Genomic DNA, 24,530 nt, shown 5'->3' on the forward strand with positions numbered 1-24,530 from the left:
CTGGTCCATGACACTGCAATGAAAGCATCATGACGTTTATGTAAACTTGGTCACTACCGAGAGAATCTCAACTAAAGTTTTGTTTTTTCACCCGTTTTTATAAGATGGTGGATGAGGGCCTGCGTGGATATCTGCACTTCACCAGAATTATCAATCGTAACGACATCATTATCCGTACTGTCAAACCGGATTTCCCGTGCAAGTCGCTGTTCGATCTCCTCGCGCGTTTCACGGCCACGCGAGGCCAGCCGGTCAGCCAAAACCTCCTGCCTTGCGGTAATCACCACGATCAGGCGCGAAGGGTAGAGCCTGCGTACATCGCCCAGAATGCGGCGCGATATATTGGCGATGACCACCCGGCCCTGCGTTATTTCCGCGTCAAGCGACTTCGGCAAGCCGTAACTCAGGCCGTGCGCCTGCCAATGAAGTGCGAATGCGCCTTCACGGGAGGCTCTTTCAAAAGTCGCCTCATCAAGGCTGTCATGATCTTCATTTTCCGGCATTTGCGGACGTGTGATGACGCGCCGCACGAAATGAAAACGTGCATCGTCTTTCAGTGCCGCGCGCGCACCATTCATGATCGTGTCCTTGCCTGCCCCGCTGGGGCCGACCACGGCGACAAAATAGCCTTGGGATTTATATGGTGTGTGCATCACAACACGCGCATGCCTTCGCGCCAGACAGTACGAACCACCGGAATAGCTCCCTTTCTATGCACGCGTACCAGATCGGCGCGCCTGCCTACAGCGATTTCACCACGGTCATCCATGGCCATTGCATCGGCGGGATTCTTCGTAACCAGACGGATAGCTTCGGGCAGCGCTATCGCTTGCTCTCCAGACGCCAGCCCAAACGCCGACTGTATCAGGCTGAACGGAATATAGTCGGACGAAAGAATGTCCAGACTGCCATTCTCCACCAGATCGCGCGCCGCAATATTGCCTGAATGCGATCCACCGCGAACAATATTCGGCGCGCCCATAAGAATCGAAAGCCCGGCATTCTTCGAAGCTGTGGCGGCTTCCATCGTAGTCGGGAATTCGGCGATCCGCACACCATGATCGAGCGATTCGCCCACATGTGCGCTTGTCGCATCGTCATGGCTTGCCAGAACGATATTGCGAGTGGCGGCAAGATCGGCAATCGCGCGGCGATGCCGCGCGGAATAGACGTCCGAATCCGCCATGCGCTTTTCGCAATGCACCCGGAACTCCTCATCGGTAAGCTTCATCTTGCGCATGTAATAGGTGCGATAAGTTTCAAGATCAACGAATTGCCGCTGGCCTGGTGCATGATCCATGAGCGAGACCAGCTTCACCCGGTCATCATTCTCGAACAGGGCGAGTGTCTCCAGACAATCCGCCGAGGAAACTTCACAGCGCAGATGCAGGAAGTGATCCGCACGCAGACGGTTTTCCTGAACGCCGCTTTCGATGGCGTCGGCCAGCGTCCGCATATCTTTGCCCGCAAAATCGCGATCGTAATCGGTGCCGACTCGCATGGCATCGAATACGGTAGTGATACCGGAAGCGGCCACCTGCGCATCATGGGCCTGCACCGCCGCATCGACGTGCCAGCGTACTTTCGGACGCGGCGCATAATGGCTTTCGAGCTGGTCGGTATGTAACTCAATCAATCCCGGAATGACGAAATCGCCAGCCATATCCTCACCGCTATTGACATTGCCCCGATTGATGGCTGCGATTTTTCCATCCCGGATCAGAATGGCGCCGGAAACGATTTCATCCGTGAGTACGATACGGGCATTTTTCAGAACGGTTTCTCTTGTCATGATATCTCCTACGCCGCAGCTTTCGGCGCGAATGCGGTCACGTCAATGATGCGGTCGGCCACTTCGCCGCGCACGTCCTCATCGTGGAAAATGCCCAGCATGGCCACGCCTTGCATCTTCTTGGCCTTGATAAGATCGACCACGACAGCGCGGTTCTTCGCATCGAGCGAAGCAGTGGGTTCATCAAGCAGCAGCACCGGATGGTCGGTGATGAATCCGCGCGCGATGTTGACGCGCTGCTGCTCACCGCCCGAAAATGTCGCTGGCGGCAGGGACCAAAGACGTTCCGGCAGATTGAGGCCCGATAGAAGTTCAGCCGCGCGCTCCCTGGCAGCTTCACGATCCGTTCCCCGCGCGACCAGCGGTTCCGCCACCACGTCAATGGCGGCCACACGCGGCAGTGTGCGCAGGAACTGGCTGACATAGCCGATTGTATCGCGCCGCACCTCCAGAACCTCGCGCGGATCGGCTGTCGCCAGGTCCACCAGACGTCCGGCATGCCGGACGGTGATAGAGCCGACATTGACGGCATAATTGCCATAGACCATTTTCAGTATGGAGCTTTTGCCTGCACCCGAAGGCCCGCCCAGCACCGCACATTCACCTGATCTAAGTTCAAAACTTACGCCATGCACAACGGGCAACTCGATGCCACCTTGCAAATGCATGGTGAAGGTCTTCGCCACATCGGACACGGCCAACGGAAAGGGGGTTTCCAGAAAAGTCATTTTTTATTTTGCACATGAAGTTTCGCTAACTTACGAACAACACGCTACAACCTTCTGTTTTAGTTGAGTTATACCTGTAATATAGACGACACGAGCAACTGCGTGTAAGGCGCTTGCGGGTCATCCAGAACGCGATCTGTCAGGCCTTGCTCGACGATATAGCCATCTTTCATCACCATAATGCGATGCGAAAGAAGACGCGCCACCGCCAGATCATGCGTGACGATGACGACCGAAAGGCCGAGGTCGCTGACAAGCCCGCGCAACAGATCAAGCAGCCGCGCCTGCACCGAGACATCAAGGCCGCCCGTCGGCTCATCCATGAAAACGAGACGTGGAGCCGTGACGAGATTGCGCGCGATCTGCAAACGCTGGCGCATGCCGCCGGAAAAGGCACGCGGCTGGTCATCAATGCGATCAGCCGCAATTTCCACGCGTCCAAGCCATTGCGTGGCCGTCGAACGGATATTGCCATAGTGGCGTTCACCGACAGCCATCAGCCGTTCGCCGACATTGGCGCCCGCGGAAACCGTCATACGCAGCCCATCCGCCGGGTTCTGATGCACAAAACCCCAATCGGTACGCATCAGAAAGCGGCGTTCCGCTTCGCCGATCCTGTAGAGATCGCGAAATTCGCCATCTCGCATCCGGTATTCCACCGTTCCGGATGTCGGCTCCAGCCGCGTGGCGAGACAATTGAGCAATGTGGTCTTGCCCGACCCTGACTCACCGACGATTGCCAGCACTTCACCCGGCCACAAGTTGAAGGAAACATCCTCGCAACCACGGCGATTGCCATAAAACCTGGACAGGCTGTCCACTCTCAGCAGAGGTTCGCCGCTCATTGAGCTGTCTCCTTGGCCGCAGCCTTGTTATTTGCTGCCAGATGCCCGTAATGGCCTGCCGCCTGACGTTCGTCACAGTAATCGGTATCGGAACAGACAAACATCGAGCCGCCGCGATCATCGAGCACGACTTCATCGAGATAGACGCCCCGCGCGGCGCACAGGGCGCAGGGTTCCTTGAACTTCTGCACCTCGAAAGGATGATCCTCGAAATCGAGGCTCACCACGTCCGTATAGGGCGGCACGGCATAGATGCGCTTCTCACGGCCAGCGCCGAAAAGCTGCAAGGCTGGCGACATATGCATCTTGGGATTGTCGAATTTCGGCGTCGGCGAGGGAGCCATCACATAGCGCCCCTCGATCATCACCGGATAATCATAGGTTTTGGCGATATGGCCGTGATGCGCAATGTCTTCGTAAAGCTTCACATGCATGAGGCCGTATTCAGCAAGGGCGTGCATCTTCCGGGTTTCGGTTTCGCGCGGCTCCAGAAAGCGCAATGGTTCGGGGATCGGCACCTGATAGACGAGTACCTGCCCCTCGCGCAGCGGATATTCCGGGATGCGATGGCGGGTCTGGATAATGGTCGCCTCGCCCGTATGGGTCGTGACCGCAACATCCGCCGTCTTCTGGAAGAAGGCACGGATCGACACGGCATTGGTCGTGTCGTCTGCCCCCTGATCAATCACCTTGAGCACATCGTTCGGCCCCAGTATGGAAGCCGTCACCTGCACGCCGCCTGTTCCCCAACCGTAGGGCATCGGCATTTCGCGGCTTGCAAACGGCACCTGGTAACCAGGAATGGCGATGGCTTTAAGGATAGCGCGGCGAATCATCCGCTTGGTCTGTTCATCCAGATAGGCAAAATTATAGGTGGCGAGATCGCTCATTCTGCGGCCTCCTTGATTGGGTTCTGCGCTTCCTCATATTCGGAACGCATACGGCGGATGAGTTCGAGTTCAGCCTGAAAATCCACATAATGCGGCAGCTTCAGGTGTTCGACGAAGCCCGTTGCCTGCACGTTGTCGGAATGCGAAATGACGAATTCCTCATCCTGCGCAGGAGCGGTCACATCGCTATCGAATTCGCGCGTTCGAAGGGCGCGGTCGCAAAGCGACATGGACATGGCCTTGCGCTCGCTCTGGCCGAAGACCAGACCATAGCCGCGCGTGAATTGCGGCGGCTGCCTGGCCGATCCCTTGAACTGGTTTACCATCTGGCATTCGGTCAGTTGCACGCGACCAAGCGAGACAGCAAAACCCAGTTCCGGCACGTCGAATTCAACATCTACTTCACCGATGCGGATTTCGCCGACAAATGGATGCGAATTGCCGTAGCCGCGCTGTGTGGAGTAGCCGAGCGCCAGAAGAAAACCTTCGTCGCCGCGCGCCAGCGCCTGCAAGCGCAAATCGCGCGGCATGGGGAACGTCCACGGCTCGCGGGTAAGATCGCCCGGCTCATGGCCTTCCGGCATCGCGCCGTCTTCCTCGATCATGCCATTGACACCGAGAATATCAGTCACTCGCGGGGTCGCTTCCTTTTCGCTCTCGCGCAATTCCGGCTCCGCCACCGCAGCATTGCCCGCCAGTTCTGGATCGAGCAGGCGATGCGTATAGTCGAAAGTCGGGCCGAGCAACTGCCCGCCGGGCAGATCCTTGTAGGTTGCGGAAATGCGGCGCTCAATCAGCATATCAGCCGTTTCCATTGGCCGCGAATAACCAAAGCGCGGCAGGGTCGTGCGATAGGCACGCACCAGAAAAATCGCCTCAATCAGATCGCCGCGCGACTGGCGAACAGCCAGTGCGGCCAACTCACGATCATAAAGCGAGCCTTCCGCCATGACGCGATCCACAGCCAGCGCAAGCTGTTCGGCGATCTGGTCGAGGCGCAGAGCAGGAACCGAACGGTCGCCGCGACGGCGATCATCCAGCAAACGGTGAGCGTTACGGATGGCCGCTTCGCCACCCTTGACGGCAACATACATATTCAGCCCTCCAGAGGTGTAATACGGGTTGTGCGGGGAAGTGCAGCAAGCGTCCCGTCACAGACGAGAACCAGATCGACACCGAGCGGATATTGAGCACCGTTCTCGCGCCATTGCTCGATAAAGTCCTGCGGCAGACCATCGACATGAAACACACGCTCGCCATCTATGCCCGGCCCCTTCAGAGCGAAGCCCTGCCCCCCGCCCAGCGAAGCTACCGCAAGCACCACGGTCGTGGAGCGATCGGGGAATTCCGGTTCCCCTTGCGAAAATACTGCAAGCTTTGGCAAAGCCGCGACATTGCCGACGAGAGCAAACTGCGCCTGAGAAGTCTCATCCACACGAGGCGCGCCGGTGTGAAACACAAGCCAGTCACAGGCATTCCCGTCGGCCGCGATTTCAGCATCGCACCAGACGGTCGTGTCATGATCGAGCAATGTGGCAGCGACCGTACCAAGCTCGGCAGATAGCGGTGGCGGCGGCGTAGCGGCACGCAGCAACGGCTGGATACATCCGGGATTTGCCATCGCATGCATGACCGCATGAAACACCGACTGCGCCTCAGTGACCGGATCGGCCAGACCACCTTCGAATACAGGAGAGGAATGAAGCATCAGTTGTCTCCCCGAACCATAGTGAAGAAATCGACTTTGGTGGCGGCGACCTCGCCGCGCATTTTCGCATCGGCCTGTTCCATACGGCTGCGCAATGCATCGAGGACTTTCCGTTCCACCGCATCACGCCTGCCTTCATCAAGCCAGAGCGCATCGAACAAGGCGGCCAGACGCGCTTTCACCTTGTCTCGACCAAGGGCGTAGGAATGACCGACCGAACCATCAGCCAGACGAACCGTGGCGCGTGTCACGGTTGCCTCACCCACGTTAAACGACGCTCCGCCACCACCCATGCGCCCGCGCAGCATCACCAGTCCGGTTTCGGGACCGCGAAGAATTTCAAATTCAGGCTGTTCCGGCCATTGCCCCCAGAACGTTTCGAGTTCTTCCGTGCTTGCCTGCGCAAGAACCGCCATGCTGGCCTGCCGCGCAATCTGCGTCGCATCCAGCGGCGCTTCATTTCCTGCGGTCTTCTTGCCGCCGTCATCCGTTCTGTGCATGAGTTTCCTGCCCTGTTCGGCCCCGTTGACTTATCATCTCAAATTGTCTATTCATATAGACAACTATACAATAGCCTAATTTTTACACCCTGCCAATGACAGGACGATGACAATCCATGGCGAAGACAAGACGAATTGAGAGAAACAGCGGCGTAGCGATCTGGCGGCAGATCGCCGATGAGATACGCAGCGATATAATGGCTGGCAAACTCCAGCCCGGCGCTCGCATGCCTGCGGAGATGGAGCTCGCGGAACGTTTTGGTGTCAATCGTCATACGGTGCGCAGCGCCATTGCCGCCCTGACACAGGAAGGCGTTCTGCGCGCCGAGCAGGGACGCGGCACTTTTGTTGCCAATGCCAGACGCCTCACCTACAGGATCGAACGACGTACCCGCATTTCGCAGGCACTGGCGATGCAGGTGAGTGAAACCAAAGGCATTCTGCTAGGTTCATCTATCGAGGCTGCAACTGCGGAAATCGCGCAGAACCTTGCCATCGACGAAGGCGCGCGGGTAACAAGGCTGGAAACCATGCATAGCGCCGATGGTCACCCCATATCCATCGCTACCCATTGGATTGACGCCGAACGGTTCCCTACAATTGCCGAAGATTATACCGTAAACGCTTCTATGACGCTTGCTTTCAAGGCAGCCGATCTGAATGATTATTTCAGAAAATCAACCATCATATCAGCTCATCATGCTGCCCCCGGCGACCTCCGATATTTGAAACTTTCGCCTGGAGCCATCGTGCTGACCGCGCGCGCAATCAATATCGATGCACAGGGAAGACCTGTTCAATACTCTCTGACACGCTTTTCCGCCGACCGCATGGAGCTTTCAATAGAGAGCGAAACAGTACAATAATTTTTAAAATCATATAGATATAGTAAAGTATGAAACTAATAATTCAAGCTAAAACAATGGATGCCATGAGCGCCCATTGTTTGAATTCTTTTTCAATCTTGCTAGATGGTGATCCGCTCCGGTCAGAACGGAATCTCGTCATCCAGATCGCGGGAAAAACCACCGCCACCGCTACTCGAAGAGGATGGTCCGGACGATCCAAAATCGCCGCCCGAATGATCCTGCATTTGATTGCGATTACCTCCGCCACCAAATGAGCGGCCCTGTTCGCCACTGTCGCCACGACTGTCGAGCATCTGGAGTTCACCACGAAATTTCTGCAGCACGATTTCAGTCGTGTAACGGTCATTGCCGTTCTGGTCTTGCCATTTGCGCGTCTGGAGAGCGCCTTCAATGTAAACCTTGGAGCCCTTTTTCAGATATTGCTCGGCAACTTTGGCCAGGTTCTCATTGAAGATGACGACACTGTGCCATTCGGTGCGCTCTTTGCGTTCACCGGACTGACGATCGCGCCAGCTTTCCGACGTCGCGATTCGCAGGTTGGCGACCTGATCGCCCGAGTTGAGGCGACGGATTTCCGGGTCGGCCCCAAGATTGCCGACCAGAATGACCTTGTTGACGCTACCAGCCATAAAATTATACTCCGGGTCTCTCGCATACACACGCTTGGCGAACCTTAATATCCAGCCAAATAGAGTGCGCTTCCTAAAGATAGATCAGGCGCAGACATACGCCATCGCCAAAATTCAGTTGCCACTTTATAGCAGCCATCCCATCCGCGCTCATTCTGGCGCGGCGAATTTCATACTGTCCACAGAGTTTATGTTCTTGATTTGTTCGAAAAACAAGGGGCCTTGGCTAATTTTAGGTCAGATCCTGGTATTTTCCACATATCAGTCAAAACTGCATCACCGGCTTGTAAAACTGTTTCCATAGGAAAAGCCCTGCCGCTCACTGTTTCTCTGGCGCGCAGGGCTTGGGGTTGAGCAAAGCTCTTAGATCGACAATAATTCGCCGATAATTTTTTCGGAGATCAATGGCACACAGCCATTTAATCACCGCGCATGGTTGAAGTTTTCGGCAATCGCTTCTTTTAATCAACTATGCATCGTTCCTTACAGAAGATGCGCTACGATCAGATGCGATTGTGCTTTCATCATCATGAAAGCTAGACGACGTGGTCAGGTGGACTCATGCTCCTTTACCTCCTCTTGCGTCTACCCGCTCAGCTTGGACCTCTTGGCGATATCGTTTCATCCCTTAACGATGTCTCTCCGTCACTGGCGAGTAATGATAGTCTGCACCTGTCAGGAGTCACAGTCAACGCTCTTGCGTTCACATTTCATATCGCCTATCAGAAAGCAGCTTGTTCGATATTTGTTCTAATGTTAAATGGCATGGAACGATTTTTCGACCCCTTCTTCTTGGAAGGTTCCACCCCATATTATGGAGCGGAGCGACGCATCCCTATCCGGCGCCCGTACATCCATGGCATGACCAAAAAGCAGGACGCGGAATGAGCGATCAGAAATTCATTTCCATACGTGGTGCACGCGAGCACAATCTAAAAAATGTCGATCTCGATTTGCCTCGTGACAAGCTGATCGTAATGACGGGTCTTTCAGGCTCCGGAAAGTCTTCGCTTGCTTTCGATACGATCTATGCGGAGGGCCAGCGCCGTTATGTCGAAAGCCTTTCGGCCTATGCACGCCAATTCCTTGAAATGATGCAAAAGCCGGATGTCGATCAGATCGACGGTCTTTCCCCGGCAATTTCCATCGAGCAAAAAACGACGAGCCGCAATCCACGCTCAACCGTTGGAACCGTTACCGAAATTTACGACTATATGCGCCTTCTTTTTGCGCGCGTTGGCATTCCTTATTCGCCTGCGACCGGTCTGCCCATCGAGAGCCAGACCGTCAGCCAAATGGTCGACCGTGTTATGGCGCTGGAAGAAGGCACTCGCCTTTATGTTCTGGCGCCTATCGTGCGTGGTCGGAAGGGCGAGTACAAGAAGGAGTTAGCCGAGTTACAGAAGAAGGGTTTTCAGCGCGTCAAGGTTGACGGCGTTTTTTATGAAGTCGCCGATGTACCCGCGCTCGACAAGAAATATAAGCACGACATTGATGTCGTCGTGGATCGCATTGTCGTTCGTCCCGATCTTTCGACACGTCTTGCCGACAGTCTTGAAACCAGCCTCAAGCTAGCCGAAGGGCTGGCAATTGCCGAATTTGCCGACAAGCCATTGCCTTCTGGAGAGACTGCGGAAGGAGGTGCTGCAAATAAATCGGCGAATGAAACGCATGATCGGCTTTTGTTCTCGGAAAAGTTCGCCTGCCCTGTTTCGGGCTTTACGATCTCGGAAATCGAACCCCGATTGTTTTCCTTCAACAATCCGTTTGGTGCCTGCCCGACCTGCGACGGCCTCGGCACGCAGCAGGCCATTGATCCCAGTCTGGTGGTTCCTGACGAAAACGCGATACTAAAAGAGGGAGCTATTGCACCTTGGTCGCGCTCTTCATCACCATACTATAACCAGACCCTCGAAGCGCTTGGCAAAGCTTACGGCTTCAAGATCGGAGCTCATTGGGCCGATCTTCCGCAGGAAGCGCAACAAGCTATTCTTTACGGCACAAAAGGGCGCGAAATCGTCTTCAACTATGATGACGGCCTGCGTTCCTACCAGACCACCAAGGCTTTCGAAGGCGTCATTCCCAATCTTGAACGCCGTTGGAAGGAAACGGATTCGGCCTGGTCGCGCGAGGAAATTGAACGTTTCATGTCCTCGACGCCCTGCCCTGCCTGCAATGGCTACCGTTTGAAGCCAGAAGCTCTCGCGGTAAAAGTCGGCATGAAGCACATTGGCGAAATCACGCAGATGTCAATCAAGAATGCCGATATCTGGTTCCGCGACATCGATGGCAGCCTTAACGAGAAGCAGCGTGAGATAGCGGTCAGAATTCTCAAGGAAATCCGTGAACGGCTGCAATTTCTAAACGATGTCGGCCTCGAATACCTCACACTGGCGCGTAATTCAGGCACGCTTTCAGGCGGGGAAAGCCAGCGCATCCGCCTCGCTTCACAGATTGGCTCCGGCTTGACTGGTGTGCTTTACGTACTCGACGAGCCAAGCATCGGTCTGCATCAGCGTGACAATGCGCGGCTACTGGACACGCTGCGCCATCTGCGCGATCTTGGCAATACGGTCATTGTCGTTGAGCATGACGAAGACGCCATTCTGACTGCCGATTATGTGGTCGATATCGGCCCTGCCGCCGGTATCCATGGCGGTCGCGTGATCGCACAGGGCGCTCCCAACGATGTCATGTCGAATCCTAACTCGCTCACCGGTCAATATTTGTCAGGCGTACTGGAAGTCGCCATTCCCTCGGAGCGGCGCAATATTTCCGAGGAAAAGCGCATCCGCGTCGTGGGCGCACGCGGCAATAATCTAAAAAATGTCTCCGCCGATATTCCGTTGGGAACATTTACTGCTGTTACAGGCGTTTCCGGTGGCGGCAAATCTACCTTTTTAATCGAGACCCTGTTCAAGGCGGCGTCACGCCGCATCATGGGGTCACGTGCGCATGCTGCGGAACACGACCGCATTGAGGGACTGGAATTTCTCGACAAGGTAATCGATATCGACCAGTCGCCGATTGGCCGCACGCCGCGCTCCAACCCGGCGACCTATACCGGTGCATTCACGCCGATCCGTGACTGGTTTGCAGGGTTGCCGGAGGCCAAGGCGCGTGGCTATCAGCCTGGACGTTTTTCCTTCAACGTGAAAGGTGGGCGTTGTGAAGCCTGCCAGGGCGATGGCGTCATCAAGATCGAAATGCACTTCCTGCCGGATGTTTATGTGACTTGTGATGTCTGCCACGGCAAACGCTACAATCGCGAAACGCTGGAGGTCCTTTTCAAGGGAAAATCCATCGCTGATGTCCTCGATATGACGGTCGAAGAAGGCGCAGAATTCTTTGCTGCCGTCCCCGCTGTCCGCGACAAGCTCAAAACCCTCGTCAAGGTAGGGCTTGGCTATATCAAGGTCGGGCAACAGGCAACTACACTTTCGGGCGGTGAAGCCCAACGCGTGAAGCTAGCCAAGGAGCTTTCACGCCGCGCGACGGGACGCACGCTCTATATTCTTGATGAACCCACCACGGGCCTGCATTTTCATGACGTGGCAAAGCTTCTCGAAGTGCTGCATGAACTTGTCGAACAGGGCAATTCGGTTGTCGTCATCGAACATAATCTTGAAGTTATCAAAACCGCCGACTGGGTGATCGATCTCGGTCCCGAAGGCGGCGATGGCGGCGGCGAAATTGTCGCTGTCGGACGTCCGGAGAACATTGTGAAGGAGCCACGTTCCTATACCGGGCACTTTCTCAAGGAATTGTTGGAACGCCGCCCTGGAAGGGGTAAGGCTGAAGCTGCCGAATAAATGCCAAAAGCAAAAAAGCCCGGACCAATCCGGGCTTTTCGCACAATTATTCGCAACACCCCAGAAGATCAGCCGTTAACGGCTTCCTTCAGGCTCTTGCCAGCCGAGAACTTCGGCACATTACGAGCCGGAATGGCAACTTCCTTGCCAGTCGACGGATTGCGGCCCGTTGAAGCAGCGCGGTGCGAAACCGAGAAAACGCCGAAACCGGGCAGACGAACTTCTTCGCCGGCCTTCAATGCGCCAGTAACTGCGGCGAGCACAGCATCGACGGCCGTACCAGCATCAGCCTTTGTCAGACTGCCTTTTTCCGCTACAGCGGCCACCAATTCGTTCTTGTTCATAGGCATTTCCTTTCTCTATTGACCGGAACGGATAACGTGACCGGATTGAGTGGAGTTTATTCAAAACGAATGACAAACCAAGCCTGTCAACAATAAAAAACCCCAGAAATCCGGGGTTAAACACAGAAATGCCGGGCAAATAGCCCGGCATTATTACATTATATGACAATGACGAAGGTCAATGAGCGGTCGTAACGCCTGCTTCGTCGTCCGCAACAGGGGCTGTAACCGGCGTTGCTGGCTCGGTCCATTCTATCGGTTCGGGTTGACGAACCAGTGCATGCTTAAGCACTTCGCCAACACGCGATACCGGAACGATCTCAAGATTGTTCTTCACATTGTCCGGAATCTCTGCCAAATCCTTGGCGTTTTCTTCCGGGATCAGAACTTTCTTGATGCCACCGCGCAGAGCCGCGAGGAGCTTCTCCTTGAGGCCGCCGATAGGCAGGACACGACCGCGCAACGTGACTTCGCCCGTCATTGCGATATCCTTGCGAACCGGAATGCCGGTCAACACGGACACAATGGCCGTAACCATCGCGATACCCGCCGATGGACCGTCCTTCGGCGTTGCGCCTTCAGGAACGTGAACGTGAATGTCACGCTTGTCGAAGAGCGGCGGTTCAATGCCGAAGTCAACCGCACGCGAACGGACATAGGACGCCGCAGCAGAGATCGATTCCTTCATCACGTCACGAAGATTACCCGTGACAGTCATGCGTCCCTTGCCGGGCATCATCACGCCTTCAATAGTGAGCAACTCACCGCCAACTTCCGTCCAGGCAAGACCTGTAACGACACCGACCTGATCCTCGCCGTCGATTTGACCAAAGCGAAATTTCTCCACACCCAGATAGTCGGAGAGATTCTTATCGGTTATTTTCACCGACGTCTTCTTCGACTTGAGAATTTCGGTCACGGCCTTACGGGCAAGAGTCATCAGTTCGCGTTCGAGATTACGTACACCTGCTTCCCGCGTATAATGACGGACGACATGGCGCAGAGCCTCTTCAGTGACCGAAAATTCCTTCGGCTGCAAAGCGTGATCCTTGATCGCCTTCGGCAACAAGTGCCGCTTGGCGATCTCCAGCTTTTCATCTTCGGTGTAACCGGCAATACGAATGATTTCCATGCGATCCAGTAGCGGACCAGGGATGTTCATCGTATTGGCAGTCGTCACGAACATGACGTTCGACAGATCATATTCGACCTCAAGGTAATGGTCCATAAAGGTCGAGTTCTGTTCCGGATCGAGCACCTCCAGCATCGCCGAGGACGGATCTCCACGGAAATCCTGGCCCATCTTATCGATTTCATCGAGCAGGAAAAGCGGGTTGGATTTCTTCGCCTTCTTCATCGACTGAATGACCTTGCCGGGCATCGAACCGATATAGGTGCGACGGTGACCGCGGATTTCGGCCTCGTCACGCACACCGCCCAGCGACATGCGGATATATTCGCGTCCGGTCGCCTTGGCGATTGAACGGGCCAGCGAGGTCTTGCCGACGCCGGGAGGTCCGACGAGACAAAGGATCGGACCCTTGATCTTGGTCGAACGAGCCTGAACGGCAAGATATTCGACGATACGCTCTTTGACCTTGTCCAGACCAAAATGCTCAGTGTCAAGAATTTCCTGTGCAAAGTTCAGGTCCTGCTTCACCTTCGACTTCCTGCCCCATGGAATGGAGAGCAGCCAGTCGAGATAATTGCGAACGACCGTTGCTTCGGCAGACATCGGGCTCATGCTGCGCAACTTTTTCAGTTCGGCCTGCGCCTTTTCGCGTGCTTCCTTGGTTAGCTTGGTCTTGTTGATGCGTTCTTCGAGTTCAGCCGCCTCGTCACGACCGTCCTCTCCATCGCCAAGCTCCTTCTGAATCGCTTTCATCTGCTCATTGAGATAATATTCGCGTTGCGTCTTCTCCATCTGGCGCTTGACGCGGCTGCGAATACGCTTCTCGACTTGCAGAACTGAAATTTCAGCTTCCATAAAGGAAAGCGCCTTTTCCAGACGCTCGCGCACCGAAAGAATCGATAGCATTTCCTGTTTTTCAGGTAGCTTGATCGCAAGGTGCGAAGCCACTGTATCTGCGAGCTTGGAATAATCATCGATCTGGCTTGCGGCACCAACCACTTCCGGCGAGATTTTCTTGTTCAGCTTGACGTAATTTTCAAAATCGGAGACCACCGAGCGGGACAGCGCCTCGATCTCGACCGCATCTTCCTCCGGCTCCGGCATGGCCACAACATAGGCCTCGTGGTAATCCTCACGATCCGTAAATTTGGAAACCTTCGCACGCGCAATGCCTTCGACCAACACCTTGACGGTACCGTCTGGCAATTTCAAAAGTTGCAACACATTGGCAATCGTACCGATTTCGTAGATTGCATCGGGCGCCGGATCATCGTCGGCAGCGTTCTTCTGCGTCGCAAGCAGAATCTGCTTGTCCACACCCATCACTTCTTCGAGGGCGCGGATCGACTTTTCACGCCCGACAAAAAGCGGGACGATCATATGAGGGAAGACTACGATATCGCGCAACGGGAGGACGGCAAGCAGCCCGTCTTCGCCGCCCACTGGCGTCTTCTGTTCAATACCCGTCATTATTCAAGTCCTTTCTCAGGTCGTTCGACCCGATTGCCACACCTGTGTCCCCTTTCCTTACAGGCAGATCACAAAGCGTGCTTCGGTCCATACTTGGAGAGCCGAACCCCTTAATTCAAGCAGCATTCATAGAATCGTCAACTATCCTGCGCCGTCTCGACATTTTGCACAATATCAGGCCCGTACGATATGCCGTTTGCAAACATCAATTACCGCTCCGAGCAAGACGTAGACAAGGAAAAGGCCGCTTTCGCGGCCTTTTCGCATCTATTCCGCTAAATCCTATCAGGCGGAAGCATTCCCCTTCTCTTCCTGACGTTCCGCATAGATATACAGCGGGCGCGCGCTGCCATCAACCACATCTCCGGAAATGACCACTTCCTGCACGCCTTCCAGGGTCGGCAATTCGAACATGGTGTCGAGAAGAATCTTCTCCATGATCGAACGCAGGCCGCGTGCACCTGTCTTACGCTCAACCGCCTTGTTGGCGATCGCACGCAAGGCGTCGTCATGGAAGCTCAGCTCGACGTTCTCCATGTCGAACAGGCGTTGATATTGCTTGACCAACGCATTCTTCGGCTCGGTGAGAATTGTCACCAGCGCGTCAACATCAAGGTCTTCCAGTGTCGCTATCACCGGCAAACGGCCTACAAATTCGGGGATAAGTCCGAATTTGAGCAGGTCTTCCGGCTCCAGTTCCCTGAAAATATCGCCGATCCGGCGTTCATCGACGGATCTAACCGTCGCACCGAAACCGATAGAGGTTTTCTCGCCACGCGCCGAGATAATCTTGTCGAGGCCGGCAAAAGCACCACCACAGATGAACAGGATGTTCGTTGTATCCACCTGCAGGAATTCCTGCTGTGGATGCTTGCGCCCACCCTGCGGTGGAACCGACGCAACGGTGCCTTCCATGATCTTGAGAAGCGCCTGCTGCACACCCTCGCCTGAAACGTCGCGCGTGATCGACGGATTGTCGGACTTTCGGCTGATTTTGTCCACTTCATCGATATAGACAATACCGCGCTGCGCCCGTTCCACATTGTAATCGGCGGACTGAAGCAGTTTCAGAATGATATTCTCTACATCTTCACCGACATAGCCAGCTTCCGTCAGTGTCGTCGCATCGGCCATAGTGAATGGCACATCAATGATGCGGGCCAGCGTCTGGGCAAGATATGTCTTGCCGCAGCCCGTAGGGCCGACCAATAGGATATTCGACTTCGCCAGTTCGATATCGTTGCTCTTCGACTGATGCGCGAGACGCTTGTAGTGATTGTGCACGGCAACCGAGAGAACGCGTTTGGCGTCCTTCTGGCCGATGACATAATCGTCAAGAACACCCATGATTTCCTGCGGAGTCGGTACACCTTCGCGCGACTTTACCATCGAGGTCTTGTTTTCCTCGCGGATGATGTCCATGCAAAGTTCGACACATTCGTCGCAGATAAATACGGTCGGGCCTGCAATCAGCTTACGCACCTCATGCTGGCTTTTTCCACAGAACGAGCAATAAAGCGTATTCTTTGAATCGCCGCCGCCGTTGCTGACTTTGCTCATTGCAGTTTCCTTTCAATAAACCAAAATGAACGCCAGTTTCATCGCAGTTCATTTTGATCGTTTCTTCCGGTTCGGACCTATCACCGTCACTGCGGACTTCCCGACCGAAGAAGTCCTTGCAGTGACTTTTGCAGAACCAGCAACAGGGGACAATTGAAAAATCCGCTTCCCTGCGAAGATTCGGCATAATCAGGGTAATTCTAGCGTCCCGAACCCCAACAGATGCTTAACGCTACTCGTTAACCTTCACGTACGGCCAAGAAATAAGCCGCTTTTGTGGCAACGTGCGCTAAAAATTAGGAAACCGGACAAACCGGTCCCTTTTACTTCGATTCCTCAGCACTTGAATCGCGCGATTCGATAACTTTATCGATCAGGCCGAATTCGAGCGCTTCCTGCGCTGTCATGAAATGGTCACGGTCAAGGGTCCGTTCAATGGTCTCGTAGTCGCGACCGGTATGCTTGACATAGACTTCATTGAGGCGGCGCTTCATCTTGATAATGTCCTGCGCATGCCGCTCGATATCTGAAGCCTGGCCCTGGAATCCGCCCGAAGGCTGGTGAACCATGATACGCGCATTGGGCAAAGCATAACGCTGGCCCGTAGTGCCTGCAGTCAGGAGAAGCGAACCCATCGAAGCGGCCTGCCCCATGCAAAGCGTGGAAACCGGCGGACGAATGAATTGCATGGTGTCATAAATCGCCATGCCCGAAGTTACGACACCGCCCGGCGAGTTGATGTACATGTTGATCTCTTTCTTCGGATTTTCCGATTCCAGAAAGAGCAGCTGAGCGCAGATCAACATCGACATACCGTCTTCGACAGGACCATTGACGAAAATGATACGCTCTTTGAGCAGGCGCGAAAAAATATCATAGGCCCGCTCACCACGGTTGGTCTGCTCGACCACCATCGGCACGAGGTTCATGACGGTTTCAATGGGATCTCTCATTATTGGCCTCTGGATATTTATGGCGATAGGATGAATTTGAATCGTTGATGCCCCATACATAGGGCGAGGCGCCCCTGTTCTGCAAGATGCCGATCAATCCAGTTCCGAATCCTCATCGACAGGCTTAATGCCGCGTTTCTTGTCGAGCATTTTCCGTGCATTTTCAGTCAGACGCACGCGAATACGAACCGAGCCGTCATCAAGGTTTTCCCGCTCAACGTCACTGCCGTGCTGGTAAATCCAGTCAAGAATATGCAATTCGAACGGCGAGAGTGCCACTTCGACCGTTCCCAACGCGCCTGCTATGCGGGTTTCGATCAGCGAAAGCAGCCTGTCAATGCCTTCACCCGTTAAGGCCGACAGGGGAACGGGACGCCCCTCTTCGCCGCCTGCGGCGGCAAGGCGAAGCGCCGCTTCACGCCCGGATTCATCGAGATTGTCTATCTTGTTCCATACTTCAATGACGCGATGACGATCTTGCGCCTCAATGCCGAGGCTGGTCAGAATGCTTTCGACATCTTCAGACTGCGCCGCATTGTCCGGGTCGGAAATGTCGCGTACATGCAAAATGAGATCCGCCTCGACCACTTCTTCAAGCGTGGCGCGGAAAGCTGCGACCAGATGGTGCGGCAGGTTCGAAATAAATCCGACCGTATCCGACAAGATGACAGTTTCGCCGTGAGGAAGCCGGATGCGTCGCAAGGTTGGGTCGAGCGTTGCAAACAGCATGTCTTCCGCGAGCACTTCCGCACCGGTCATGCGATTGAAAAGCGTCGACTTCCCGGCATTGGTATAGCCCACCAGCGCCACCACTGGATGAGGCACCTTGCGTCGCTTTTGCCGGTGCAGATTGCGTGTCCGCACAACCGTCTCAAGCTCGCGTTTGATGCGCAGGATTTTTTCCTGAAGCATGCGGCGGTCGGCCTCGATCTGCGTTTCGCCCGGACCGCCGAGAAAGCCGCTACCGCCGCGCTGTCGCTCAAGATGAGTCCAGCTTCGGACCAGACGGCCCTTCTGGTAGTTGAGATGTGCCAGTTCGACCTGTAGCGTACCTTCCTTAGTACGCGCCCTTTCGCCAAAAATCTCCAGAATAAGGCCGGTCCGGTCGATGACCTTGACGTTCCATTCCCTTTCGAGATTGCGTTGCTGCACCGGCGTCAGGGAATGATCGACAATCACAAGTTCGATTGCTTTTTCTTCCACCGTCTCGGCAATCGCTTCGACCTTGCCCGTTCCAAGCAGTGTTGCCGGACGCGGAGTATTCACGATTACGCTTTCAGCATGGACGATATCGAGGTCGATGGCACGCGCTAATCCCACGGCTTCTTCAAGCCGCGCCTCACTGGATCGCTGGAACCGGGATTTTGCCGTTTCCTCATTGGCAGCGCTCGAACTATACCGCTCCGGCAGTATGGGAACGATAACCGCAGCCTTGGTCGGCTCTACCTTGGATAGATCAATGCCTTTTTGCTGATCGGCAGGCGGCGTGTTTTTATCCTCGAATTTGGGCAAACAGATTTACTCCGGGGCTGCGGATAACTTACCCTTGCAGATAGGCGATCATACAAGCGGTTTCAAATAGAATACGCCCCGGCCTGTCAGAACATGGCCCCGAACCGTTTCCGGTCCGGACCATGATTGAATGAAAACTGAGGATATCAGACTTCCTCGCCTTCGAACATCTGCACGGGCTGGCTCGGCATGATGGTCGAAATCGCATGTTTATAGACAAGTTGCGAATGGCCATCGCGGCGCAGCAGCACGCAGAAATTATCGAAAGACGTCACAATGCCGGTAAGTTTCACGCCATTGATGAGGAAGATGGTCAGTGAAATCTTCTGCTTGCGTACAGAGTTGAGAAAAAGATCTTGAAGATTTTGCGATCGTTCAGCCATTGTTTTTATTCCTTTAATCGATCAGCAGTCAGTTCGCCTAGTTGCAGACGAACATGCGCGCACATATAAATCAAGTTGCCGGAGCGCGCAAAACCGGGGCCTGATTGCAATTGCTGTGGAAAGACAACTGCTTCGCTTTCACAACTCGGTTAACAGGATGGGAATCTTTAGGCAACCGACAATTTTGGAAGTCCTGTTTCAAATTTCACCGATCACAGCAATCTTCCGTTATTTTCGATCGGCCTCAAGCAATTCGGCCTTTTCTGGTTGCGCCCCCAAAAAAACAGATCAAAAGAATTCAAGACTGACGCGGAACATCTGTTCCACATGCTTGATCGCATCGGCTATCGCAAAAATCACAACCCGATCCCTGGGTTTTATCTGGACATCACCATCGGGCTGGATGACCTTTCCGTCGCGATAGATCGCCCCGATCCGCAATCCTTCCGGCAAGTCCAGATCGCGCAACGGCGCCCCGACAAGCGAAGACGTCTCCAGTGCTTCAGCCTCGATGATTTCTGCCATGTCGCGGTAGACACTGTAAACTGCACGAATACGGCCTCGACGCACATGCTGGAGGATTTTCGATACGGTGACTGCCTTTGGATTTATATAGGCATCTATGCCCACCATATGGGTGAAATCCTGATAGGCTACGGTATTGATCAGCGCCATATTCGTCTTGCAGCCCAGCCGCTTGGCCATGATACTCGATAAAATATTAACCTGATCCTGATTGGTGAGAGCGACCATCAGATCTGCATCTTCAATATCGGCTTCTTGCAGAAGTGCCTGATCAAGCGCGCTGCCATGCAGCACCATGGTCCGGCTAAGCTGGTCGGCGATTGCAAAAGCGCGTTCATGCTCGCTTTCGATCATTTTGACACGCGTATGCCACTTACGGTCTTCGATGGCCTTCGCCACATACAGGCCAATATTACCGCCGCCCGCAATCACGATACGACGCGCTTCGGGCTTTTCATGGCCAAACAGCGACAGCGTTCGACGCACCTGCTCACGCGTTGTGACTACATAGGCAAGATCGCCTACATGAAGCTGATCGGAAGAACGTGGAATAAAAAGGCTGCCATTGCGAACCACGCCGACTACGGTCGCGGTAAGGTCGGGAAAAAGGTCCGACAATTGCTTGAGAGGTGTGTTGATAACCGGGCATTCCTCAAGGCATTCAATGGCAAGGCCAACGATTTTGTCGTCGGCAAATCGCAGCACATCGGTCGCTCCCTGTAGCGCGATGCGCCGCAAAACCACCTCCCCCACCTCAAGTTCGGGCGAGATGATGACGTCGATCGGCAGGTTTTCCCGCAAGAACAGATCCTGATATTCGGCCTGAAGGTAGGACTGAGCGCGGATGCGCGCGATTTTGGTCGGCACATTAAACACCGAATGCGCCACCTGGCAGGCCACCATATTGACCTCGTCGGAGAGCGTGACGGCAATGATCATATCCGCTTCGTCGGCACCCGCCGCCGCAAGAACATCCGGCTGCGACCCATGGCCCACGAAGCCGCGCACATCGAGCGTATCCCGCACGATCTCGATATGCCGCGCCGACGTATCGATTACGGAAACGTCATTTTCTTCCGCAGCAAGCCGTTCGGCAATACCATAACCAACCTGCCCTGCTCCGCATACGATTACCCGCATGATCGTTCCGCCTGATCTGAGATATTCTGTTCGCTATAGGCCTATACGCCGAGAGATTTCAGTTTGCGATGCAATGCCGAGCGTTCCATGCCTACAAATTCGGCGGTGCGCGAAATATTGCCGCCAAAACGATTGATCTGGGCAATCAGGTATTCCTTCTCGAAACGCTCACGCGCTTCACGCAGGGGCAGCGCCATGATGTGCTGATCTGATTCCGTAGGCGCGCGCGGCAGCGTGTCGCCGATTTCGGCAGGTAGCAAATCGGCTGTCACCGGCGCTTCCGGGTCGTCACCGCGCGCCAGAATCATCACGCGTTCCACATTATTGCGTAACTGACGGATATTACCCGGCCAGCTATGTGCCTGCAATACAGCCATGGCGTCCGAGCCGATCTTGCGAGGCTTTATGCCCGCCTGTTCGGCAATCTGCGTCATGAAATATTCCACCAGCGCCGGAATATCCTCGCGCCGCGCTGCAAGTGCGGGGACATGCACCGGCACCACAGACAGACGATGGAACAGATCTTCACGAAATGTACCTTCGGCAATCATTCCTTCCAGATTTTGTGCGGTGGAGGAGATAATGCGGACATCGACTTTCACGCGCTTGGTTCCGCCCACGCGCTCAAACTGCTGATCGACCAGCACACGCAGAATCTTGTTTTGTGTCTCGCGCGGCATATCGGCAACCTCATCAAGATAAAGAATGCCGCCATGCGCTTCCTCAAGCGCTCCTACCTTGCGTTCGCCGCCATCCATTTCCGTACCGAAAAGCTCGATCTCCATGCGTTCCGGTGTAATCGTTGCAGCGTTGACCGTAACGAACGGTCCGTTGGCGCGGCCCGATTGCGCATGAATGGCGCGGGCGGCAAGCTCCTTGCCTGCTCCGGAAGGCCCCGTAATCATGATACGGCTATTGGTCGGCGCGACGCGCTCGATGGTCTGCCGCAACTGGTTGATGGCCAGCGACGCACCGATCAAATCGAGATTATGACCGCCCCGCTTGCGCAGGCTTGAGACTTCGCGCTTGAGCTTTGACGTTTCCAGTGCTCGCTCCGCAACCAGAATGAGGCGGTCGGCCTTGAAGGGTTTTTCAATAAAATCGTAAGCCCCCCGACGGATTGCTGAAACCGCCGTTTCAATATTGCCATGGCCCGAAATCATCACCACCGGCAAGCCGGGATGCTGCTTCTTGATTTCATCAAGCAGGGCAAGACCGTCGAGCCTGCTGCCCTGAAGCCAGATGTCGAGAAACACCAGCCGCGGCACACGGTCGTCAATGGCGGCGAGCGCGCTGTCCGCATCGAAAGCCGTGCGGGTTTCATATCCCTCATCGCTCAGGATACCCGCTACCAGATCCCGAATATCTGCTTCATCGTCAACTACAAGAATATCGGCTGCCATATCAATTCACCTGTCCAATTATCCTGTTTGCGTGATTTCCCTCTTCCGCACCGGCTGAACCGGAAGAAGCTTCGGGAAAGATCATGCGTATCATCGCGCCGCGACCTCCGTGGAAATCCGTCGGCGCATCATGCAATTCCAGATGACCGCCATGTTCCTCCACGATCTTGCGAACGATGGCGAGGCCAAGACCGGTACCCTTTTCGCGGGTGGTCATATAAGGCTCCAGCAGTTTCTGGCGGTCGTCGCCCGGCAGGCCCTTGCCGTTGTCGATGACATCGACCACCAACTGCCCTTCGGATTTGCACGCACGAACGAGAATATGCCCCTCTTCCCGCTCTTCCTTGGCGACCGCATCTATGGCCTCACTGGCATTCTTGATGACATTTCCGAAGGCCTGACCGAGCATACGGCTGTCGAAAGAGCCCATCATCGGGACATTGCCAAACTCGTGATTGAAACGAATATCCTGACGACTGACCTCAATCAGGAACGACGCCTCCCGCAATGCCTCGCGTAAATCCATGACGCGCATTTCGGGCTTGGGCATCCGGGCAAATGCCGAGAATTCATCGACCATGCGGCCAATATCGCCAACCTGCCGGATGATCGTTTCCGTGCATTGATCGAACACTTCGCGGTCTTCGGTGATCACTTTTCCATAGCGGCGGCGAATGCGCTCGGCAGAAAGCTGGATCGGGGTCAGAGGGTTCTTGATTTCATGCGCGATACGGCGGGCCACATCTGCCCAGGCCGAAGAACGTTGCGCCTGAACGAGATCGGTAATGTCATCGACTGTCACCACATAGGAATGATCGTCCGATTCGGCATCTTCCACCGTCACCTGTACATTGAAGTTGCGAGCGATGTTCGCACGGGTCATGCTGACCTGCTCGCGATGCACTGTGCGTCCCGTAGTACGTGCCACCTCGAAAGCCTGCCCAACTTCCGGCGCGATGCTGCTGAGGCTTCTGCCGATAGCGTCTTCGGAACTCACCCCGAACATATACTCCGCCGAACGGTTCAGAATGGAAATGGACCCGTCCGTCTCGATACCGATAACACCAGCGGTAACGCCCGAAAGCACGGCTTCCGAAAAACGGCGGCGTTCATCGATCTGGACATTTGCGAAAAGAAGTTCGTTGCGCTGGCTTTTGACTTCCGCGACCATTTTATTGAATGTATCCGAAAGCGCGCCCACATCGCCATCCGACGAGCGCACAGGTACGAAAATTTCCAGATTACCCGCCGCCACTTCGTCTGCCGCACCGATCAGAAGCCGGATTGGACGCACCAGACGGTCGGCCACGGCGATGCCTGTCCATATGGCCGAAAGCAGCACGATCAGCGTCAGCCCGAAATAAAGCAGTGCAAAGGCGATCTGCGTCGGGACGCGATTGGCATCCATTTCCTGATAGCGCTGCGTATTGGCTTCCATCAGGCGCATCGCTTCCAGAACCTGCTGGTCAACCGTGCGCACCGTATAAAGATAGACGTCGGGTATCTCCCGCATCTGGATGACAGCGCCGACAAAATTACTGTTTCCCGGCGGAATGATGACCGGCTTGCCATCGACTGCGGTCTTCAGCGCATCGTCGGTCGGCGGCGGCAGGCGGCTTTCCACACCTGTTTCGCTTTTTACGACAACATCGCCGTTCTCGCGCACAAGGAACGCTCCAAGCAGGCCGCGCCCGCCGGTCTGTAGAGTAAGGTAGCGAATGAAACCGCCGCGGTCGAGGCTGTAAAGCGTCCTTTGCGCGTCCAGTTCCTGCAACATCGAATAGGACGTACTTTGCAGATTGAGCGCCGTTTCGCGAATATAGGCCGTCGAGAGGCTTTGCGAGGAACTTACAATGTCGCGGGTATTGGTATCAAACCAGCGGTCGAGACCCAGATTGAGTGTCACCGAGGCCACAATCGCCACAACGATAGCGGGAACTGCCGCTATCAGCGAAAACAGAGCCACGATGCGCACATGAAGGCGCGAAGCCGCTTTTCCCAATCGCCGCGCGGTGATGATACGATAGACTTCGCGGCAGATCAGCAGGATCAGAAAAGAAATCAGCGCAACATTGACTATGACCAGCGCAAGCGTGACGGTACGATCCGGCGTTAGCGGCGTAATTCCGATGAGAATGGCAAAGGAGAGTGAGGCCGTTATCAAAGCGGAGACAACGGTGATTATTCCCGGCAAGGCCAGGAGTCTGCGCCCCTCATTGCCTGATGATTGGTCCGCCGTATCCGTATCCGTCATCAAATGCGCTGTTTCCATGTTAACCATGTTACCCAATAGCGTTGCATCTATGCAACGCATTGTGGCGAAAATGCAACGGTA

At 54.9% G+C, this 24,530-nt stretch carries 20 protein-coding genes and 1 pseudogene; 3 read left to right on the forward strand and 18 right to left on the reverse strand.

The window, feature by feature from the left end; all coding sequences use genetic code 11:
* Positions 1-71: 71 nt before the first annotated feature.
* The 8 genes from phnN to phnG form a co-directional block, all read right to left on the reverse strand.
* Positions 72-653, reverse strand: a complete 582-nt coding sequence (gene phnN, locus KUG47_RS13695) for a phosphonate metabolism protein/1,5-bisphosphokinase (PRPP-forming) PhnN (protein ID WP_217678540.1) — start codon at positions 651-653, stop codon at positions 72-74.
* Complete coding sequence (locus tag KUG47_RS13700; protein ID WP_217678541.1) at positions 653-1,792, reverse strand: alpha-D-ribose 1-methylphosphonate 5-triphosphate diphosphatase; 1,140 nt, start codon at positions 1,790-1,792, stop codon at positions 653-655. The genes phnN and KUG47_RS13700 overlap by 1 nt, the downstream gene beginning before the upstream one ends.
* An 8-nt stretch (positions 1,793-1,800) precedes the next feature.
* A complete protein-coding gene (gene phnL / locus KUG47_RS13705; protein WP_217678542.1) occupies positions 1,801-2,520 on the reverse strand; it encodes a phosphonate C-P lyase system protein PhnL in 720 nt (239 codons plus the stop codon).
* 68 nt (positions 2,521-2,588) lie between these two features.
* A complete protein-coding gene (phnK, locus tag KUG47_RS13710; RefSeq protein ID WP_217678543.1) occupies positions 2,589-3,365 on the reverse strand; it encodes a phosphonate C-P lyase system protein PhnK in 777 nt (258 codons plus the stop codon).
* Entirely contained in the window at positions 3,362-4,255 is an 894-nt protein-coding gene (locus KUG47_RS13715; protein ID WP_217678544.1) for an alpha-D-ribose 1-methylphosphonate 5-phosphate C-P-lyase PhnJ, read from the reverse strand. The genes phnK and KUG47_RS13715 overlap by 4 nt, the downstream gene beginning before the upstream one ends.
* Positions 4,252-5,349 (reverse strand): carbon-phosphorus lyase complex subunit, encoded by a 1,098-nt coding sequence (locus tag KUG47_RS13720; RefSeq protein ID WP_217678545.1) that lies wholly within the window; start codon positions 5,347-5,349, stop codon positions 4,252-4,254. Before KUG47_RS13720 ends, KUG47_RS13715 begins: the two co-directional genes overlap by 4 nt.
* A gap of 2 nt (positions 5,350-5,351) precedes the next feature.
* A complete protein-coding gene (gene phnH / locus KUG47_RS13725; RefSeq protein ID WP_217678546.1) occupies positions 5,352-5,963 on the reverse strand; it encodes a phosphonate C-P lyase system protein PhnH in 612 nt (203 codons plus the stop codon).
* Complete coding sequence (phnG, locus tag KUG47_RS13730; protein ID WP_217678661.1) at positions 5,963-6,379, reverse strand: phosphonate C-P lyase system protein PhnG; 417 nt, start codon at positions 6,377-6,379, stop codon at positions 5,963-5,965. Before phnG ends, phnH begins: the two co-directional genes overlap by 1 nt.
* A gap of 200 nt (positions 6,380-6,579) precedes the next feature.
* Between phnG and phnF the strand changes: the two genes are divergently transcribed.
* Positions 6,580-7,329: a phosphonate metabolism transcriptional regulator PhnF gene (phnF, locus tag KUG47_RS13735; protein ID WP_217678547.1), complete on the forward strand. Its 750-nt coding sequence runs from the start codon at positions 6,580-6,582 to the stop codon at positions 7,327-7,329.
* Between the two features lie 122 nt (positions 7,330-7,451).
* Here the strand turns inward: phnF and ssb are convergent, their stop codons facing one another.
* The gene (gene ssb, locus KUG47_RS13740) at positions 7,452-7,961 is read right to left on the reverse strand and encodes a single-stranded DNA-binding protein (RefSeq protein ID WP_217678548.1); all 510 of its coding nucleotides are present in this window, start codon (positions 7,959-7,961) and stop codon (positions 7,452-7,454) included.
* Positions 7,962-8,522: 561 nt separating this feature from the next.
* On the opposite strand from ssb, the pseudogene KUG47_RS16840 reads away from it, so the two are divergent.
* Both KUG47_RS16840 and uvrA read left to right on the forward strand, forming a co-directional pair.
* A pseudogene (locus KUG47_RS16840) lies at positions 8,523-8,720 on the forward strand (hypothetical protein); the annotation flags it as partial.
* Between the two features lie 125 nt (positions 8,721-8,845).
* Complete coding sequence (gene uvrA, locus KUG47_RS13745) at positions 8,846-11,773, forward strand: excinuclease ABC subunit UvrA (protein ID WP_217678549.1); 2,928 nt, start codon at positions 8,846-8,848, stop codon at positions 11,771-11,773.
* A gap of 68 nt (positions 11,774-11,841) precedes the next feature.
* On the opposite strand, the gene KUG47_RS13750 is transcribed toward uvrA, so the two are convergent.
* The 9 genes from KUG47_RS13750 to KUG47_RS13790 form a co-directional block, all read right to left on the reverse strand.
* Positions 11,842-12,117 (reverse strand): HU family DNA-binding protein, encoded by a 276-nt coding sequence (locus KUG47_RS13750; protein WP_217678550.1) that lies wholly within the window; start codon positions 12,115-12,117, stop codon positions 11,842-11,844.
* A gap of 178 nt (positions 12,118-12,295) precedes the next feature.
* Positions 12,296-14,719 (reverse strand): endopeptidase La, encoded by a 2,424-nt coding sequence (gene lon / locus KUG47_RS13755; protein ID WP_217678551.1) that lies wholly within the window; start codon positions 14,717-14,719, stop codon positions 12,296-12,298.
* Between the two features lie 285 nt (positions 14,720-15,004).
* The gene (gene clpX, locus KUG47_RS13760) at positions 15,005-16,279 is read right to left on the reverse strand and encodes an ATP-dependent Clp protease ATP-binding subunit ClpX (protein WP_217678552.1); all 1,275 of its coding nucleotides are present in this window, start codon (positions 16,277-16,279) and stop codon (positions 15,005-15,007) included.
* Between the two features lie 323 nt (positions 16,280-16,602).
* Complete coding sequence (gene clpP / locus KUG47_RS13765; protein ID WP_217678553.1) at positions 16,603-17,232, reverse strand: ATP-dependent Clp endopeptidase proteolytic subunit ClpP; 630 nt, start codon at positions 17,230-17,232, stop codon at positions 16,603-16,605.
* A 93-nt stretch (positions 17,233-17,325) separates the two neighbouring features.
* Complete coding sequence (gene hflX / locus KUG47_RS13770; protein ID WP_217678554.1) at positions 17,326-18,744, reverse strand: GTPase HflX; 1,419 nt, start codon at positions 18,742-18,744, stop codon at positions 17,326-17,328.
* A 146-nt stretch (positions 18,745-18,890) separates the two neighbouring features.
* Positions 18,891-19,127: an RNA chaperone Hfq gene (gene hfq / locus KUG47_RS13775; RefSeq protein ID WP_007875113.1), complete on the reverse strand. Its 237-nt coding sequence runs from the start codon at positions 19,125-19,127 to the stop codon at positions 18,891-18,893.
* Positions 19,128-19,415: 288 nt separating this feature from the next.
* Positions 19,416-20,792, reverse strand: a complete 1,377-nt coding sequence (gene trkA, locus KUG47_RS13780) for a Trk system potassium transporter TrkA (RefSeq protein WP_217678555.1) — start codon at positions 20,790-20,792, stop codon at positions 19,416-19,418.
* Between the two features lie 41 nt (positions 20,793-20,833).
* Positions 20,834-22,195 carry a nitrogen assimilation response regulator NtrX gene (ntrX, locus tag KUG47_RS13785; RefSeq protein ID WP_217678556.1) on the reverse strand — a complete coding sequence of 454 codons (1,362 nt, stop codon included), beginning with the start codon at positions 22,193-22,195 and terminating at the stop codon, positions 20,834-20,836.
* Between the two features lies 1 nt (position 22,196).
* A complete protein-coding gene (locus KUG47_RS13790) occupies positions 22,197-24,509 on the reverse strand; it encodes a sensor histidine kinase NtrY-like (RefSeq protein ID WP_217678557.1) in 2,313 nt (770 codons plus the stop codon).
* Positions 24,510-24,530: the final 21 nt, after the last annotated feature.

It is taken from the genome of Falsochrobactrum tianjinense, from assembly GCF_019100495.1.
GTDB lineage: Bacteria > Pseudomonadota > Alphaproteobacteria > Rhizobiales > Rhizobiaceae > Brucella > Brucella tianjinense.